Below are 15,683 nucleotides of genomic sequence, written 5' to 3'. Positions count from 1 at the left end.
GGGCGGTTCTCAGCCCGCCATCAGCCGGGCCACATCCAGCATCCGGGCGGAAAATCCCCATTCGTTGTCATACCAGCCAAACACCCGCACCTGGGAATGCCCCGCCATGCGGGTTTCGGGCCCGGCAATCACCAGCGATTCCGTCCGCGCCCGCAGGTCAGAGGAGACCAGCGGCATATCCGTCCAGCCCATCACCTTGGAGGCGGCGATCCCTTCACGCAGGGCGGCGGTGAAATCCGCCTCGCTCATCGGGGTTTTGAGCTGCGCCACCAGATCCACCGCCGACACGCTGGCGGTCGGCACCCGCACCGCGGCGCCGCTGACCCGGCCCTTCAGGTGCGGCAGCACCTCGTCGATCAGATGCATGGCTGAGGTCGTCGTCGGCACCATCGACTGCGCCCCGCCGCGCGAGCGGGCAAAATCGCCGCGGGGCGCGTCCACCATCGGCTGCGAGTTGGTGTAGCAATGGATCGTCGTCATATGCGCGGTGTCGATGCCTGCGATCTGGTCCAGCAGCTTGACCAGCGGCGTCAGCGCATTGGTGGTGCAGGAGGCGTTGGAGACGATGCGGGTATCCCCCAATGCCTCCTCGTTGGCGCCCAGCACCATGGTCAGTTCAGCCGCCGGGGAGGGGCCGGAGATCAGCACCTTGCCAGCCCCCGCCTTCAGCCCGCGCTCTGCCACGTCGGATGTCCGGGCGATGCCGGTGCACTCCAGCACCAGATCGACGCCGCTCAGGTCGACCGATGTCAGATCGGGTTCGTGGCTGACCGGAATGCTCCGGCCCATCACCTGCAGCGCGCCGCCGCCGTGCTCCACCGGATGGGCAAAGGGGCCGAAGGTGCTGTCGTACTGGAACAGATAGGCGCACATATCCAAGGGCGCGATATCGTTGATCCGCACCACCTCGATGCCGTCGCCGCGCGGCGTGGTCAGAATCTGGCGCAGGATGGCGCGGCCGATGCGGCCGAATCCGTTGATAGCAAGTTTCATGCGCAATCTATGGCAGGCGCGCTGGGACCGCTCAATCCGTATGCCCCGGGAAAATGATCACATTTCCCAAGAGGATGTTTCAGAAAAAGACGGCAAAACCCCGCAACCGTCAGCGGCGTCCTTATTTGCGGCAGATCACCTGGGCATAGTAGGTTCCGGTGATGCTGCGCACCATCGTGTCGAGGTTGACGCTGCAGCCGGTGGCCGCCCGCATGGCCCGCACCGCCTGGCGGGCGGTCAGCACCGCGGGCGGGCGGAAGGCCAGGTGCTCCAGGTTCATCCGCGTGGCGCTGTAGCGGCCCGCGGTGCCCTCGACCGGCACTACCAGCCAGTCGCGGCCCAGAACGGAAACCTTGGTGCCTTCCACGCCTTTTGCGGATGCGGCGGGCGCAAGTGCCGCGCACAGGGCCGCGGCCAATGCAGTCTGTTTCATCATCGAAATGCTCCTGCGGAAAATGCCTGCGCTCAGCCTAGCGCAGCCCCGGCACAAAGCAAGACACGCCTTACAGGTGGTCCACCGCCTCAGCCTGGCGCAATTCCGCCGCGCACAGTTGCAGCCCGCGCAAGAGCCGCTCGGCATCGGCCTGCGGCTGCCGCCCGCGCGGGGCGGAGCAGCCTGCCACGATCGGCGTCTGGCCGGGCCGCGACACCGGCACCGCATAGCCGGTGATCCCGGCCTCGAACTCGCTGTCGGTCAGGCAATAGCCCTGCTCGCGCGCCTGGACGATACGCTCCAGAATGGCGGCGGGATCGGTCAGCGACTGGCCGGTGTGGTGCGGGATCTCTGTTTCTGCCAGCACCGCCGCGGCCTCGTCATCCGGCAGCCCGGCCAGCAGCATCCGCCCCAGGCTGGTGTGGGCCAGCGGAATGTGCGAGCCGGCAGTGAAGCCATAGGTGATATGGCCATGATCCACCGTCGATTGCGCCAGCAGCAGCACCCGGCCCTGATCGAGCATCGCCAGCGTCACCTCGATCTCCATCTGGCGCGCGTGCCGGTTCAGCACCGGCTGCACCCGGCGGCCGAACTGGTTGGCCTGCAGGAACCCGCCCGCCAGCGCCAGCACCCGCGGGGTCAGCGACAGCATCCGCCCGTCCTGGCGCAGGTAGCCCGCCTGCACCAGCGTCAGCGCCCCGCGCCGTGCGGTGGCGCGGTCCTGGCCGGTGCGCCGGGCGATCTCGGCCAGGGTCATGCTGGGGGAGGCCGCATCAAACACCGCCAGAACCGCCAGCCCCTTGGCAAAGCTCGACGAAATATTCCTGTCCTGTTCCACCGCTGTCATCTGCGCCGCCTAACCTGTTCTTGAAATGCTGCCGCCGGTTCCGGCGGGTCTGTGCGAATGCTGCACACAATGTTCGCCTGATGAACTCTGTCAAGCCGTAAAACCTCCGTAATATCCGGATTACGCAACGGGTTACCGGGAAACCCGGCGGCAGACTGGACGCTGGGGGCAAATCCGGTGCAATTTCAATCAGCTCACTCGCCAAGAGGCCGCCCATGGCACAAGATTTCACATCCGGAAAACTGGCCCGCCTGGGGCTGCTCAGCGCAGAGGACTGCCGCAAGGCGGCAGAGATCACCTCCCGCGCGCAGTTCGACGGGATCGAGACGGTGCGGGTGCTGTTCCCGGACCAGCACGGGCTGTTGCGCGGCAAGACAGTGATGGCAGAAGCCTTTGCCAGCGTTTTCGAACGCGGCCTCAACGTGCCCGCAACCCTGCTGCTCAAGGACACCTCCCACCGCAACGCCTTTCCGGTGTGGGAGGGCGGAACCGGGCTGGCCGGGCCGATGCAGGGGGCGGGCGACGTGCTGCTGGTGCCGCGCCCGGACACCTGGCGCGCGCTGCCCTGGTCCGGCCACTCCGCCTGGATCTTCTGCGAGCCCGTCTACCCCGACGGCCAGCGGATCCCCTTTGCCTCCAGTGGCGTGCTGCAACGGGCGGTGGACCAGCTGGCGGGGCAGGGCATGGCCGCCACCTTCGGGCTGGAGGTGGAATTCCACATCTTCGAGCTGACGGACACATCCGCCGCACACGACCAGGCAGGCCGCCCCGGCGCGCCGGTCCAGACCCGCAACCTGACGCAGGGCTATCAGTACCTCACCGAAACCCGCTATGGCGAGGTGGAGGGCGTGCTGGACCTGTTGCGCCGCAATGCCCAGAAACTGGGCCTGCCGGTGCGCTCGGTCGAGATCGAAATGGGCCCCAGCCAGGTGGAGTTCACCTTTGCCCCCGACAGCGCCATGGCCCAGGCCGACGCGATGGTGATGTTCCGCACCATGGTCAAGGAGGTCTGCGCCAGGAACGGTCTGCACGCCAGCTTCATGGCCAAGCCGCGGCTGGACAACGCCATGGCCAACGGCTGGCACGTGCACCAGTCGCTGCAGGACCTGGCGACGGGCCGCAACCTGTTCATGCCGGAAACCGCCGGGATGCTGACCCCGCCCGCCAGCGCCTGGATGGCCGGCCTCTTGAAGTACGCCGCTGAGACCTCGCTGCTGACCGCGCCCACGGTGAACAGCTACAAGCGCTACCTGCCGTTCCAGCTGGCCCCGAACCGGATCGGCTGGGGCGAGGACAACCGCGGCGCCATGCTGCGCGCGCTGATGCAGCCCCATGACCCCGCCAGCCGGATCGAGAACCGCGCCCCCGACAGCTCCGCCAACCCCTATTACGCGCTCGCCGCCCAGATCATCGCAGGCGCCGCCGGGATCACCGAGGGGCTGGAGGCCCCGAAACCCACTCTGTCCCCCTACAGCGAAGACGCCGAGCGCCTGCCTCGCTCGCTGGGGCAGGCGCTGGAGGGGTTCGCAGGCTCAACCCTGTGCCGCGAGGCGCTGGGCGCGGACACCGCAGATTACCTCCTGCAGCTCAAGCAATTCGAATGGGAGCGCTATCTGGATACCGTCAGCGAATGGGAGCAGGTCGAGTATTTCAACCTGTTCTGAGCTCCCGCGGGGCGTAAAAAATCTATCCATTCCGGGATTGCCGTCTTGATCGCCGGCCCCGCCCGTTGATACCGTATACCCGCGTATGCGGGGGTCGGCCTCCCGCCATATGCGGCGCCCTTTCCGGCGGCCTCAACCCATTCAAAACCCACGCCTCTTCGAAGGACAAAACCCCCATGAAATATACCGAGGAACACGAGTGGCTGCTGCCCGAGGACGACCTGATCACCGTCGGCATCACCGCCCACGCCGCCGAACAGCTGGGCGAAGTGGTCTATGTCGAACTGCCGGAGCCGGGCACCGAGGTCTCCAAGGATGACGAGATCGTGGTGATTGAATCGGTCAAGGCCGCCTCCGACATTCTCGCCCCGCTCGATGGCGAGATCGTCGAGGTGAACGAGGCGCTGGCCGATGACCCCGGCAAGGTGAACGAGGACCCGGAAGGCGGCGCCTGGTTCTTCAAGATCAAGCCCTCCGACCTGTCGCCGATGGACGATTACATGGATGAAGCCGGCTACAAGGACTTCATCTCCTGATAACCCCTGCCTGCTGCGGCCCCCGCGGCAGGCTGCGCGCGGCGGCGATCACGATCCCGCTAGCGCCCTATGCACCTGCCGGTTGCGGGCTACTATCCGGTCATCGCCAGAACACCCGCGATCAGCAGGAGGTGCGCCATGACCGGATTTGCAGGGCTCAAGGCCCTTTTCATCAACACATCGCTGAAAAAGGACGGCAGCAAAAGCCACACCCGCCTGCTGATGGAGGCATCTTCTGCCATCATGGAAAAGAATGGCGTCGCGGTGGAGCATCTGCACATGCTCGACCACCAGGTGCCGCCCGGCGTCTACCCGGATATGACCGAACAGGGCTGGGAGCGCGACGACTGGCCCGGGATCTGGGAGAAGGTGAAGGCGGCGCAGATCCTGGTGATCGGCACCCCGCTCTGGCTGGGCGAGGAAAGCTCTGTCTGCCGCATCCTGATCGAGCGGCTCTATGGCATGAGCGGCGAACTGAACGACAAGGGCCAGTCGATCTATTACGGCAAGACCGGCGGCACCGTCATCACCGGCAACGAGGACGGTATCAAGCACACCGCGATGACGATCTGCTACGCGCTCAGCCACCTGGGCTTTACCATCCCGCCGCAGGCCGATTGCGGCTGGATCGGCGAGGCCGGGCCGGGGCCGTCTTATGGCGATGAGGTGGAGGGCAAGCCCGCGGGGTTCGAAAACGAGTTCACCCAGCGCAACACCACCATCATGACGTGGAACCTGATGCACCTGGCCGCCATGCTGCGCGATGCGGGCGGCTACCCGAACGAAGGCAACGACCGCAACGCCTGGTCGGCGGGCTGCCGGTTCGATTACGAAAACCCGGATTATCGCTCCTAGGTCTAGGAGTGTGTCAGGCGCTGGCTCGGGAAACCGCCTTGTTTCCTGGGGAAACAAGGCGGTGCCTCCGGCGGGGATATTTTCAGCCAGAAGAAGCAGACGGAGATTTTCCGGACGTCCGCTCAGTACCCGCGCTGCCGGTCCACTTCGTGCAGCAGGTCCCGCCCGGCCTCCAGCCGGCGGTAATTCTCCACCACGTCCTTGAGCGCATCACCCAGGTGCCAGCCCGACACATGCGGGGTGATGGTCACCTGCGGGTGCGTCCACAGCGGGCTGTCCGCGGGCAGCGGCTCCCGGCTCACCACATCCAGCACGGCATGGCCGGGCGTGCCTTTGTCGAGCGCCGCCAGCAGCGCAGGCTCATCCACCAGATCGCCGCGGCCTGCGTTGATCAGCACCGCACCCGGCTTCATCGCCGCCAGCGTGTCTGCGTTCATCAGCCCGCGGGTGGCGGGGGTGGAGGGCAGGATCGAACAGACGTAATCGCATTCGCCCAGCATCTGCGGCAGCGCGGCCTCGCCGTGGCGGCAGCCGACGCCTTCGATCTCCTTGGGCGAGCGGCTCCAGCCCAGCACCCGGAACCGCATGTCCCGCATCAGCCTTGCCGTCATGCCGCCGATATGGCCCAGGCCCAGCACCCCCACGGTTGTCTCCTGCGGCCGCCCCGGCGCCCGCGGCTCCCAGGCGCTGCGGGATTGCGAGGCCGCATGCGCCGCCATGTTGCGCTGGCCGCGCAGAACATAGGCCAGGCAATATTCGGCAATCTCATGCGCGGGCTCCTGCGGCTTCAGCCGGGTGACCCGCACATGCGGCGCCAGGCCGGGATGGGCGACGATGCTATCCACCCCGGCCCCCAGCTTCTGCACCAGCTGCAGGTTCGGCAGCCGCGCCGGCAGATCGCCCTTCAGCGACGAAACCGCCAGCATCGTGATTTCCTCCAGATTACCGGGGGCTGAGATGGGGCGGATATCGGCGCCGGGGTCTGCCGCCCGCAGCTCTTGTGCCAGCTGTTCCTCGGTGTACCAGCCGTCGTGGCCGATGCTGATCAGCACTGCCATGGGTCTCCTCCTCCTCCCCGCTGCCTGTGTCCTCATGCCGGACTAAGCCACGGCCCGGGGCAAAGCGGAAGCCGCTTTTTTGCAGCGCCCGCGCGGGCCGCCGCGTCAGTCCAGCCGCCGCACCAGGATCTGGTTGCCCTCGCCGCGCTTGGTCTCGAACAGCTTGAGAGAGGCAATCAGATCGCTCAGCTTGCGCTTGCCATAGCTGCGGGTGTCGAAATCCGGCGAGGCGGCGGTGATGTACTGGCCGATCTGGCCCAGCGTGAACCACTCGTCGTCCTGGTCGATCGCATCCATCGCCCGGATCACCAGCTTGGTCGGGTCCGCGAGTTCCGCCGGCGCATTGCCGTTGTCCTCCTCCGGTTTTTTGGGTTTGGGCTTGGCCTTGCCCGTGTCCTCCAGCAGGTTCTCGACATAGATGAACCGCTTGCAGGCTTTGACAAAGGCGGCAGGGGTCTTGCGCATCCCCATGCCATAGACGTCCAGCCCCTGTTCGCGGATGCGGCTGGCCAGCCGGGTGAAATCGCTGTCCGATGAAATCAGCACGAAGCCGTCAAACCGGCCCGAGTGCAGGATGTCCATCGCATCAATCACCAGCGCGATGTCAGAGGCATTCTTGCCGGTGGTATGGGCAAACTGCTGGTGCGGCACGATGGCAAGCGAGGCCAGCTTGTCCTTGTTCCAGCCCTGCGGCCCGCCGCCGGCAAAATCGCCATAGATGCGCCGGATGCTGGCCTCCCCGAAGGAGGCGATCTCCTCGAACATCGCCTCGGCGAATTTGGCGGAGATGTTGTCGGCGTCGATCAGGACGGCCAGGAGCGGCGGTTTGGTGGTGTCGGCCATTGCGGATGGTACCTTTTGCAAATCTGTTGGGGCAGGACGGCGGCGTATTTGCCTGCCATTGCCTGCTGCCGGACTGTCCGGGCTGAGTATGGGGGGCGCCCGCCAGGATGCAAGGGGCGGGACGCCGGACCCCGTCAGCGGCCGCCGGGCGGTGCACAGGGGGTGTACGGGGGGTGCACAGGGGGTGCCGCCGGTTTTCCGGCCCGGCAGCGCCTCAGGCGAAGGGGTCCTCCGGATAACCCACCCGCGCCAGATAAAGCCCATGGCCAGGGCAGACCGGACCGCAGGCAGCCCGGTCGCGGGCCTCCAGCGCGGCCTTCGCATCCGCCGGATCCCAGGCGCCCGCGCCGACGCGCTCCAGGGTGCCGACAAAGCTGCGGACCTGGTTGTGCAGGAAGCTGCGGGCGCGCACATGGAAATGGATCTCCGGCCCGGAAAAGCCCTGCACCCGCTCGACTGTCAGCTCGTCCAGCGTCTTGACCGGGCTTTGCGCTTGGCAGATCGAGGAGCGGAAGGTGGTGAAATCGTGGTTTCCGATCAGATAGTTGGCGCCTTCCTGCATGGCGCCGGCGTCCAGATCATGGCTCAGCTGCCAGACCTGGCCCGCGTCGTGGGTGGCAGGCGCGCGGCGGATCAGGATGCGGAACAGATACTGCCGCTCCACGGCTGAGAACCGCGCGTGCCAGTCGCCCTCGACCCGGGCGCAGTCGACAATCGCTACCGGATCGGGTTTCAGGTGGTAATTCAGCGCCTCCGACAGACGGAACGGGTCCCACTCTTTGGCCAGATCGCAATGCGCCACTTGTCCCAGCGCATGCACGCCTGTGTCGGTCCGCCCGGCGGCGGCGATGGTGTGCTCGCCCGGCTCCAGCTTCGCCAGCGCAGCCTCGATCGCCCCCTGAACGGACGGCAATTCCTTCTGCCTTTGCCAGCCGGCAAAAGGCTTCCCGTGGTATTCGACTTTCAAAGCAAAACGCGGCATGGGCGGGCAAGTAGCAATGCAACAGGGCCGGGGCAAGTCCCGTCTGCACTCTGGTAAGCCGCCGGCCGGCTGCCTATCTTGGTGCGGGCAAGAACAGAGCAGGATCAGGGCCTTGGTGATAACGTCCCTTGCAGACGGGGTAATGAGCGGGGTGGAGAGCGTCACTAGCGGCCTCTCCTCGGCGCTGTTCGACCGGCCCTTGCGGCTGGGCGTCACCGGGCTTGCGCGCTCCGGCAAGACGGTGTTCATCACCTCGCTGGTCGCGAACCTGATGGACCGGGGCCGGATGCTTCAGCTGAATGCCGCCCGAGAAGGGCGGATCGAGGCCGCCTTCCTGCAGCCCCAGCCCGACGACACCGTGCCGCGGTTCGATTATGAGAGCCACCTCGCGGCGCTGACCGGGCCGTCACCCCATTGGCCGGACAGCACCCGGGCGGTCTCAGAGCTGCGACTCAGCCTGAAGGTGCGGCCCGCCGGCCTTCTGTCCGGGCTGCAGGGGCTGCGCACGCTGCATCTGGATATTGTCGACTACCCGGGCGAGTGGCTGCTGGACCTGGCGCTGCTGGACAAGAGCTATGCCGAATGGTCCTCGGACGTCCTCTCCCGCATCGCCGCACGCCCGCAGGCGGAACACTTCCTGGCAGAGAAATCCAAGGCTGTCCCCGCGGGGACACATGACGAGCCGCAGGCGCAGGCGCTCGCCGCCGCCTTCACAGGCTACCTCAAGGCCGCCCGCGCCGCGGGTTTCTATGACTGCACCCCGGGCCGCTTCCTGCTGCCGGGCGACCTGGAGGGCTCGCCGGTGCTGACCTTTGCACCGCTGCCGCCGGAGGCCAGCCCGCCCCGCGGCAGCCTGTGGCGCGAGATGGAGCGCCGCTACGAGGCTTATAAATCCAAGGTCGTCAAACCCTTCTTCCGCGATCACTTCGCCCGCATCGACCGCCAGGTGGTGCTGGTGGATGCGCTGTCCGCGATCCACTCCGGCCCGCAGGCGGTGGAGGATCTGCGCCACGCCATGGCCGATATCCTCGGTGCCTTCAAACCGGGCCGCAACCGCTTTTTGACCCGGCTCCTGGGCGGCAAGCGGGTGGAGAAGATCCTGTTCGCCGCCACCAAGGCCGACCATCTGCACCACGCCCAGCACGGCCGGATGACCGCCATCATCGAGGCGCTGACCCGCGAGGCGCAGGACCGTGCCCGCTTTGCCGGGGCAGAAACCTCGGCGCTGGCCATGGCCTCCCTGCGCACCACCACCGAGGAGATGCGCCCGCACAACGGCACCGAACTGCCCTGCGTCCGCGGCACCCTGCTGGAGACCGGCAAGCAGGCGGCCTTTTACCCCGGCGCGCTGCCTGAGGACCCGTCCCAGCTGCTCACACCCGCCCGCCAAGGCGCCGAGCGCTGGCTGGAGGGAGACTATCAGGCGATGGCCTTTGCGCCGGCGCCGCTGACCCTCAAACACGGCAGCGGCCCGCCGCATATCCGCCTCGACCGCGCCGCCGAATTCCTGATCGGAGATGCCCTGTGACCCCCGCCCTGCGCCCCGCAGCCCCCCTGGATGCCGGTGCCGTGGGGGATATCCTCTACCGCTTCCAGCAGGACACGGAGTGGATGCCCAAGCTCTACACTTGGGCGGAGGTGATCTCCTTCTGCGGCATGATGATCGACCGCGGCTGGGTCACCGTGGCAGAGCTGGAGGGCTGCGTCGTGGGGTTCCTGGCCCAGGACGGCCAGGAGGTCTGTTCGCTCTACCTCGCACCCGGAGCCTGCGGGCAGGGGGCGGGCAAGGCGCTGCTGGACGCTGCCAAATCGTCCGCACCGCGTCTCACCTTGCGCACCTTTGCCGCCAACACCCGGGCGCAGAAGTTCTACCTGCGCGAGGGCTTTGCCGAGACCGGCCGCGGCGATGGGTCGGGCAACGAGGAAGGCCTGCCGGACATCGCCTATGAATGGCAGGCCAAGCGGGAGGCTGCGGCATGAGCAAGAAGCCAGTCCTGTTCGACTTGGAGGAAGAGGCCGCGGCGCCCCCGGTTGCGGAGGCACCGCCGGTGCCCGAGCCTGCGGCGCCGGTGCCTCTGCCGCCCTCCGCAATGGAGCAGGCGGCACGGATTGCGGCCCGCAAGCCGTCGCGTCTGGCGCGCTGGTTCTGGGCGCTGCTGGTCGCGGTCGTTGGGGCCATGGCCTCGGTCGCGGCCTGGGACTTTGCCACCGGGCTGATCGCCCGGGTGCCGGTGCTGGGCTGGGCCGTCAGCGCCGGGCTGGCGGTGCTGCTGCTGCTGGCGCTGGCGATGGGCTTACGCGAGCTGGCGGCGCTGTCGCGGCTGCGTCGTGTCGATACCCTGCGGCACCAGGCGGCGGAGGCCGCGGACTTGGCCGCTGCCCGCGCCTTCACCAGCCGGCTTGAGGGCTTCTACAAGGGGCGCGAGGATCTCACCTGGCACCAGGCCCGGCTGGCGGAGCGCCAGGCGGAGGTCCTGGACGGCGATGCGCTCTTGCTGCTGGCGGAGGAGGAGCTGCTGGTGCCGCTCGATGCGCTGGCGCTGCGGGAGGTGGAGGCCGCCGCCCGGCAGGTGGCCACTGTGACGGCGATCGTGCCGATGGCGCTGGCGGATATTCTGACAGCGCTGATCTCGTCCTTGCGGATGATCCGCCGGGTGGCCGGGATCTATGGCGGGCGGCCCGGCTTCTTCAGCTCCTGGCGGCTGACCCGCGCGGTGCTGGCGCATCTCGCCGCCACCGGCGCGGTGGCCGCAGGCGATGACCTGCTGGAGCCGGTGCTGGGCGGCTCGGTCCTCTCCAAACTCTCCCGACGGTTTGGAGAAGGCCTGGTCAACGGCGCGTTGTCCGCCCGCGTCGGCATCGCCGCCATGGAGGTCTGCCGCCCGATGCCGTTTTCCCCGCAGCACCGGCCCAGCACCCGCAAAGTGGTGCAGCGGGCGCTGACGGGCCTGTTCTCCAAGGAAAAATAAAGGGCGCGCCCAGGCTCATGCGCAGCATGAGCCGGGCCCAAGTCTGCTGAGGCGGACTGGCGCAGACAGGCCGCCGGCAGGCGCGGGAGCCCCCGGCGGACGGGTTTCAGAACAGTTTCGGCGGCTGGTCCTTGGGCTGGCGCATCGCCACAATGCCGGTGCGGAAGCCTTCGCCGATGCGGTCGGCCAGCGCGCCCCATTGCAGCGCGGTGCGCTCCGGCAGCTCAGCCCGCAGCACCTCGTGAAACAGGCCGAGCCACAGCGGGAAATGCTCTGCCTTCACGTCCGGCCGCGAGACATGCACCCGCATCGGATTGCCGCTGTAGCTGCGCTCCCGCAGGATCGCATTGCGCCAGAACCCCGCGATCTTCTCCTCATGCTCGGGCCAGTCAGTGACATGGGCGGCAAAGACCGGCCCCAAGACGCCATGCGCCCTGACGCGCGCGTAGAAGACCGCGACCACGCGGGAGATCTCCTCTGCGGTGATCTCGAACCGCGCCAGCGGGGTGTCTTTGGGGATGCTGATCGTCATTGAAGGCTCCTCTGGCTGGCGCGGATTTACAGGAAAGCCCGTGCTTTCGCAAACCTCTCAGGTGTTTGGCGCTTGGTTAATGATGTTTTAACGATTGCAGGGGAGAACTCTCCTCTCAATTATAAGGAGATTGAGCATGGCTGTAGGGATTGTTCTGCAAGGCACCAACGGCAGTGATGTATTAACTGGAACTACTGGTGCCGACACGCTAATCGGGATGTCGGGGGCGGATACGCTGGATGGCGGTGACGGTGACGACTTCCTATTTGGCGGCAACCAGCAAGACACGCTGACGGGCGGCGTGGGTCATGACTCGCTGGATGGCGGCGGCGACGCCGATGTGCTGGAAGGGGGCAGCGGGTTTGACACGCTGCTGGGCGGCAGCGGCAACGACACGCTGCTCGGCGGCGGCGACAGTGATACCTTTGTCTTTTCTTCTGGTTATGATGTCGTTCTTGATTTTGGAGATGGCGCTGACGAAATTGCTTTCTCCAGCGCTGATTTCGGCGGGTGGAGTGCAAGCATGATACTCGCCTTGGCATCGCCTCGGGCGGATGGCAGCACTGTCTTTACCTTTGGCGATGGGGACAGGCTGACGGTATTCGGTGACGATGTGACCCTTGGCGACATTATCTTTGTCTAGCATGGAACGGGCCTGTCCTGCCGCTTGGCGGAAAAAAGCCCGGGCACCGCTTGCCCTTTGGGGGTGAGCGGTGCTCCGGACGAAATACCCGGCATTCTGCCGCTTTACGCTCCTGCCGCACCGGCCTATAAGGCGGTTCATGTCCCTATTCGCGGCCATCATTATTCGAATTATATCCCCGGCGCTCTGAAACCATTGAGCCGCCGGGCAAAGGCGCTTGAGCCATCGCGCCGAACCGAATATCCCACATTCCGACCTTGATCATCCAAAGGACGCCCCCGATGTGCGCCGACACGCCCCAGACGCCTGACTATAAAGACACCCTGAACCTGCCGAAAACCGGTTTTCCGATGCGCGCGGGCCTGCCCAAGCGCGAGCCTGCCTGGCTGGAACGCTGGGCGCAGATCGGCGTCTATGACAAACTTCGCGAGAAGGCCGCCGCGGCCAAGGGCGGCGACGCGGAACGCAAGCCGTTCACCCTGCATGACGGCCCCCCCTATGCCAACGGCCACCTGCACATCGGCCACGCGCTGAACAAGACCATCAAAGACATGATCGTGCGCTCGCACCAGATGATGGGTTTTGACGCGCGTTATGTGCCGGGCTGGGACTGCCACGGCCTGCCGATCGAATGGAAGATCGAGGAGCAGTACCGCAAGAAGGGCAAGAACAAGGATGCGGTGCCGGTCGTGGAATTCCGCCAGGAATGCCGCGCCTTTGCCGACAGCTGGGTCGATATCCAGCGCGAGGAGTTCAAACGGCTGGGCATCACCGGCAACTGGGATGATCCGTATCTGACCATGAACTATCACGCCGAGGCGGTGATCGCGGATGAGTTCATGAAGTTCCTGATGAACGGCACCCTCTATCAGGGCTCCAAGCCGGTGATGTGGTCGCCGGTCGAAAAGACCGCGCTGGCCGAGGCCGAGGTCGAGTACCACGACAAGGAAAGCTTCACCATCTGGGTGAAGTTCAAGGTGGCCGAAGCTGGCGGTTTTGTGGCCGCGGACGGCGAGGATGCTGATTTCGCCGGTGCCGACTCGGCGATCGTGGCGCAGGATCTGGAAGGCGCCCATGTGGTGATCTGGACCACCACCCCCTGGACCATCCCGTCGAACAAGGCAGTGGTTTACGGGGCAGAGATTGCCTATGGCCTCTATGAGGTGACCGGCACGCCCGAGGAATGCTGGGCCGCTGTTGGCGACCGTTTCCTGCTGGCCGATAACCTGGCCGCGGATGTGTTCAAGCGCGCCCGCCTGGGTGAAGATCAGTTCAAGCGCTTGCGCGGAGTCTCCGCCGAGGAACTGTCCAGCCTGTCGCTGAAGCACCCCCTCGCGGGCGCTGAAGGCGCAAACGGCGAATGGGACGGTATCCGCGACTTCCGCGCGGCGCCTTTCGTGACCGACACCGAAGGCACCGGCTTTGTCCATTGCGCGCCGAGCCACGGGATGGAGGAGTTCGAGCTCTACCGCGATCTGAACATGCTGGAGCAGATGATCACCTACAACGTGATGGACGACGGCGGCTTCCGCGCCGATCTGCCCTTCTTCGGCGGCACCTATATCCTCAACCGCAAGGGCGGCGAGGGCGATGCCAACAAGAAGATCATCGACAAGCTGGTCGAGGTCGGCGGCCTGCTGGCACGCGGCAAGATCAAGCACAGCTACCCGCATTCCTGGCGCTCCAAGGCGCCGATCATCTACCGCAACACGCCGCAATGGTTCGCCTCCGTCGACCGCAAGCTGGACGACGGCATGGATGAGATGGGTGACAGCATCCGCGAACGCGCGCTGCGCTCGATCGACGAGCTGGTGAAATGGTGGCCGCAGACCGGGCGCAACCGCCTGCATTCGATGATCGAGAGCCGCCCCGACTGGGTGCTGAGCCGCCAGCGCGCCTGGGGCGTTCCGCTCACCTGCTTCACCAAGAAGGGCGCGCTGCCGACCGACGCGGATTTCCTGCTGCGCAATGAAGACGTGAACAAGCGCATCGTGGCCGAGTTTGAGGAACACGGCGCCGATGTCTGGTACGAGGACGGATTCAAGGCGCGGGTTTTGGGTAACAGCGTGGACCCGGACGACTACGACCAGGTGTTCGACGTGCTGGACGTGTGGTTCGACTCCGGCTCGACCCATGCCTTTGTGCTGCGCGACCGCGAGGACGGCACCGAGGACGGCATCGCCGACGTCTACATGGAAGGCACCGACCAGCACCGCGGCTGGTTCCATTCCTCGCTGCTGCAGGCCTGCGGCACCAAGGGCCGCGCGCCTTACCGCAACGTGGTGACCCACGGCTTCACGCTGGACGAGAAGGGCATGAAGATGTCCAAATCGCTCGGCAACACCATCGTGCCCGAAGAGGTCGTCAAGCAATACGGCGCCGACATCCTGCGCCTGTGGGTGGCTCAGACCGATTACACCGCCGACCAGCGGATCGGGCCGGAAATCCTGAAGGGCACCGCCGACAGCTACCGCCGTCTGCGCAACACCATGCGCTTCCTGCTGGGGTCGCTGGGCGACTTCCAAGAAGAGCAGCGGGTGGCGCCGGAAGACATGCCGGAGCTGGAGCGCTGGGTGCTGCACCGTCTGGCGGACCTCGATCAGAAAGTGCGCAAAGGCTACCGCGAGTTCGACTTCCAGGGCGTGTTCTCGGCGGTGTTCAACTTTGCCACCGTGGACCTGTCGGCCTTCTACTTCGACATCCGCAAGGATGCGCTCTATTGCGATGGCGACACCCTGAACGCCCGCGCCGCGCGCACCGTGCTGGATATCCTGTTCCATCGCCTGACCACCTGGCTGGCGCCGATCCTGGTGTTCACCATGGAAGAGGTCTGGCTGGAGAAATACCCGGGCGAGGGCAGCTCCGTGCATCTGCAGGACATCCCGGAAACGCCCGCCGAGTGGCTGAACCCCGATCTGGCCGCCAAATGGTCCAAGATCCGCCAGGCCCGCCGGGTGGTGACCGCGGCGCTGGAGGTGCAGCGCACCGACAAGGTGATCGGGGCCTCGCTGGAGGCCGCCCCGGTGGTGCATGTGCGCGACACGGAGGCGCTGGAGGCGCTGAAGTCGGTCAACTTCGCCGATATCTGCATCACCTCGGACATCGCGCTGACCAATGATCCGGCCCCGGCCGAAGCCTTCCGGATGCCGGAAGTCGATGGTGTCTCGGTGGTGTTCGAGAAGGCTGAAGGCGGCAAGTGCCAGCGCTGCTGGAAGATCCTGCCGGATGTGGGCGACCACAGCCATGCGGGCGTCTGCGGCCGCTGCGACAGCGCGCTCGGCTAACCCGAATTTCACCTTTTAGATGTGTTCAACGCCCGGCCTATGGC

15 protein-coding genes are annotated in these 15,683 nt (G+C 66.2%); 8 read left to right on the top strand and 7 right to left on the bottom strand.

Going from position 1 to position 15,683, the window contains the following annotated elements; genetic code table 11:
• Positions 1 to 9 precede the first annotated feature (9 nt).
• The 3 genes from AC5STI_RS09655 to AC5STI_RS09645 all read right to left on the bottom strand — a co-directional run bounded on the left by AC5STI_RS09655 (position 10) and on the right by AC5STI_RS09645 (position 2,273).
• Positions 10 to 993 (bottom strand): type I glyceraldehyde-3-phosphate dehydrogenase, encoded by a 984-nt coding sequence (locus AC5STI_RS09655; protein ID WP_495446515.1) that lies wholly within the window; start codon positions 991 to 993, stop codon positions 10 to 12.
• Positions 994 to 1,114: 121 nt separating this feature from the next.
• Complete coding sequence (locus tag AC5STI_RS09650) at positions 1,115 to 1,429, bottom strand: hypothetical protein (protein ID WP_490399333.1); 315 nt, start codon at positions 1,427 to 1,429, stop codon at positions 1,115 to 1,117.
• Between the two features lie 67 nt (positions 1,430 to 1,496).
• Positions 1,497 to 2,273 carry an IclR family transcriptional regulator domain-containing protein gene (locus AC5STI_RS09645; protein ID WP_495446514.1) on the bottom strand — a complete coding sequence of 259 codons (777 nt, stop codon included), beginning with the start codon at positions 2,271 to 2,273 and terminating at the stop codon, positions 1,497 to 1,499.
• Positions 2,274 to 2,488: 215 nt separating this feature from the next.
• Here AC5STI_RS09645 and AC5STI_RS09640 point away from each other — a divergent pair, with 215 nt between their 5' ends.
• The 3 genes from AC5STI_RS09640 (at position 2,489) to AC5STI_RS09630 (ending at position 5,328) form a co-directional block, all read left to right on the top strand.
• A complete protein-coding gene (locus AC5STI_RS09640) occupies positions 2,489 to 3,937 on the top strand; it encodes a glutamine synthetase family protein (RefSeq protein WP_495446513.1) in 1,449 nt (482 codons plus the stop codon).
• 176 nt (positions 3,938 to 4,113) lie between these two features.
• Positions 4,114 to 4,473 carry a glycine cleavage system protein GcvH gene (gcvH, locus tag AC5STI_RS09635; protein ID WP_027236694.1) on the top strand — a complete coding sequence of 120 codons (360 nt, stop codon included), beginning with the start codon at positions 4,114 to 4,116 and terminating at the stop codon, positions 4,471 to 4,473.
• Between the two features lie 138 nt (positions 4,474 to 4,611).
• Positions 4,612 to 5,328 carry a flavodoxin family protein gene (locus AC5STI_RS09630; RefSeq protein WP_495446512.1) on the top strand — a complete coding sequence of 239 codons (717 nt, stop codon included), beginning with the start codon at positions 4,612 to 4,614 and terminating at the stop codon, positions 5,326 to 5,328.
• 122 nt (positions 5,329 to 5,450) lie between these two features.
• Here AC5STI_RS09630 and AC5STI_RS09625 read toward each other — a convergent pair whose 3' ends face one another.
• The 3 genes from AC5STI_RS09625 to truA form a co-directional block, all read right to left on the bottom strand.
• A complete protein-coding gene (locus tag AC5STI_RS09625) occupies positions 5,451 to 6,386 on the bottom strand; it encodes a 2-hydroxyacid dehydrogenase (RefSeq protein WP_495446511.1) in 936 nt (311 codons plus the stop codon).
• A 105-nt stretch (positions 6,387 to 6,491) separates the two neighbouring features.
• On the bottom strand, positions 6,492 to 7,229 hold the full coding sequence (locus tag AC5STI_RS09620) for an NYN domain-containing protein (RefSeq protein ID WP_490399327.1): 738 nt from the start codon (positions 7,227 to 7,229) through the stop codon (positions 6,492 to 6,494).
• A gap of 214 nt (positions 7,230 to 7,443) precedes the next feature.
• Positions 7,444 to 8,211 carry a tRNA pseudouridine(38-40) synthase TruA gene (gene truA / locus AC5STI_RS09615; RefSeq protein ID WP_495446510.1) on the bottom strand — a complete coding sequence of 256 codons (768 nt, stop codon included), beginning with the start codon at positions 8,209 to 8,211 and terminating at the stop codon, positions 7,444 to 7,446.
• Between the two features lie 112 nt (positions 8,212 to 8,323).
• Here truA and AC5STI_RS09610 point away from each other — a divergent pair, with 112 nt between their 5' ends.
• From AC5STI_RS09610 to AC5STI_RS09600, 3 genes are read left to right on the top strand one after another with little or no spacing between them, the layout of a single operon-like run.
• A complete protein-coding gene (locus AC5STI_RS09610) occupies positions 8,324 to 9,739 on the top strand; it encodes a YcjX family GTP-binding protein (RefSeq protein ID WP_495446509.1) in 1,416 nt (471 codons plus the stop codon).
• Positions 9,736 to 10,191 (top strand): GNAT family N-acetyltransferase, encoded by a 456-nt coding sequence (locus AC5STI_RS09605; RefSeq protein WP_495446508.1) that lies wholly within the window; start codon positions 9,736 to 9,738, stop codon positions 10,189 to 10,191. Before AC5STI_RS09610 ends, AC5STI_RS09605 begins: the two co-directional genes overlap by 4 nt.
• Positions 10,188 to 11,180, top strand: a complete 993-nt coding sequence (locus tag AC5STI_RS09600; RefSeq protein WP_495446507.1) for a YcjF family protein — start codon at positions 10,188 to 10,190, stop codon at positions 11,178 to 11,180. The genes AC5STI_RS09605 and AC5STI_RS09600 overlap by 4 nt, the downstream gene beginning before the upstream one ends.
• A gap of 106 nt (positions 11,181 to 11,286) precedes the next feature.
• On the opposite strand, the gene AC5STI_RS09595 is transcribed toward AC5STI_RS09600, so the two are convergent.
• The gene (locus AC5STI_RS09595) at positions 11,287 to 11,712 is read right to left on the bottom strand and encodes a group III truncated hemoglobin (RefSeq protein WP_495446506.1); all 426 of its coding nucleotides are present in this window, start codon (positions 11,710 to 11,712) and stop codon (positions 11,287 to 11,289) included.
• A gap of 136 nt (positions 11,713 to 11,848) precedes the next feature.
• Between AC5STI_RS09595 and AC5STI_RS09590 the strand changes: the two genes are divergently transcribed.
• Complete coding sequence (locus AC5STI_RS09590) at positions 11,849 to 12,355, top strand: calcium-binding protein (protein WP_495446505.1); 507 nt, start codon at positions 11,849 to 11,851, stop codon at positions 12,353 to 12,355.
• 281 nt (positions 12,356 to 12,636) lie between these two features.
• A complete protein-coding gene (gene ileS, locus AC5STI_RS09585) occupies positions 12,637 to 15,639 on the top strand; it encodes an isoleucine--tRNA ligase (protein ID WP_495446504.1) in 3,003 nt (1,000 codons plus the stop codon).
• Positions 15,640 to 15,683 lie beyond the last annotated feature (44 nt).

It is taken from the genome of Leisingera sp. CC-HEC096 (assembly GCF_059429235.1).
This window is presented reverse-complemented; position numbering and strand designations above follow the sequence as displayed.

Coding starts and splice junctions, on each gene's coding strand:
- AC5STI_RS09655 (WP_495446515.1), bottom strand. CDS start 993: ATGAAACTTGCTATCAACGGATTCGGCCGCATCGGCCGCGCCATCCTG.
- AC5STI_RS09650 (WP_490399333.1), bottom strand. CDS start 1,429: ATGATGAAACAGACTGCATTGGCCGCGGCCCTGTGCGCGGCACTTGCG.
- AC5STI_RS09645 (WP_495446514.1), bottom strand. CDS start 2,273: ATGACAGCGGTGGAACAGGACAGGAATATTTCGTCGAGCTTTGCCAAG.
- AC5STI_RS09640 (WP_495446513.1), top strand. CDS start 2,489: ATGGCACAAGATTTCACATCCGGAAAACTGGCCCGCCTGGGGCTGCTC.
- gcvH (WP_027236694.1), top strand. CDS start 4,114: ATGAAATATACCGAGGAACACGAGTGGCTGCTGCCCGAGGACGACCTG.
- AC5STI_RS09630 (WP_495446512.1), top strand. CDS start 4,612: ATGACCGGATTTGCAGGGCTCAAGGCCCTTTTCATCAACACATCGCTG.
- AC5STI_RS09625 (WP_495446511.1), bottom strand. CDS start 6,386: ATGGCAGTGCTGATCAGCATCGGCCACGACGGCTGGTACACCGAGGAA.
- AC5STI_RS09620 (WP_490399327.1), bottom strand. CDS start 7,229: ATGGCCGACACCACCAAACCGCCGCTCCTGGCCGTCCTGATCGACGCC.
- truA (WP_495446510.1), bottom strand. CDS start 8,211: ATGCCGCGTTTTGCTTTGAAAGTCGAATACCACGGGAAGCCTTTTGCC.
- AC5STI_RS09600 (WP_495446507.1), top strand. CDS start 10,188: ATGAGCAAGAAGCCAGTCCTGTTCGACTTGGAGGAAGAGGCCGCGGCG.
- AC5STI_RS09595 (WP_495446506.1), bottom strand. CDS start 11,712: ATGACGATCAGCATCCCCAAAGACACCCCGCTGGCGCGGTTCGAGATC.
- AC5STI_RS09590 (WP_495446505.1), top strand. CDS start 11,849: ATGGCTGTAGGGATTGTTCTGCAAGGCACCAACGGCAGTGATGTATTA.
- ileS (WP_495446504.1), top strand. CDS start 12,637: ATGTGCGCCGACACGCCCCAGACGCCTGACTATAAAGACACCCTGAAC.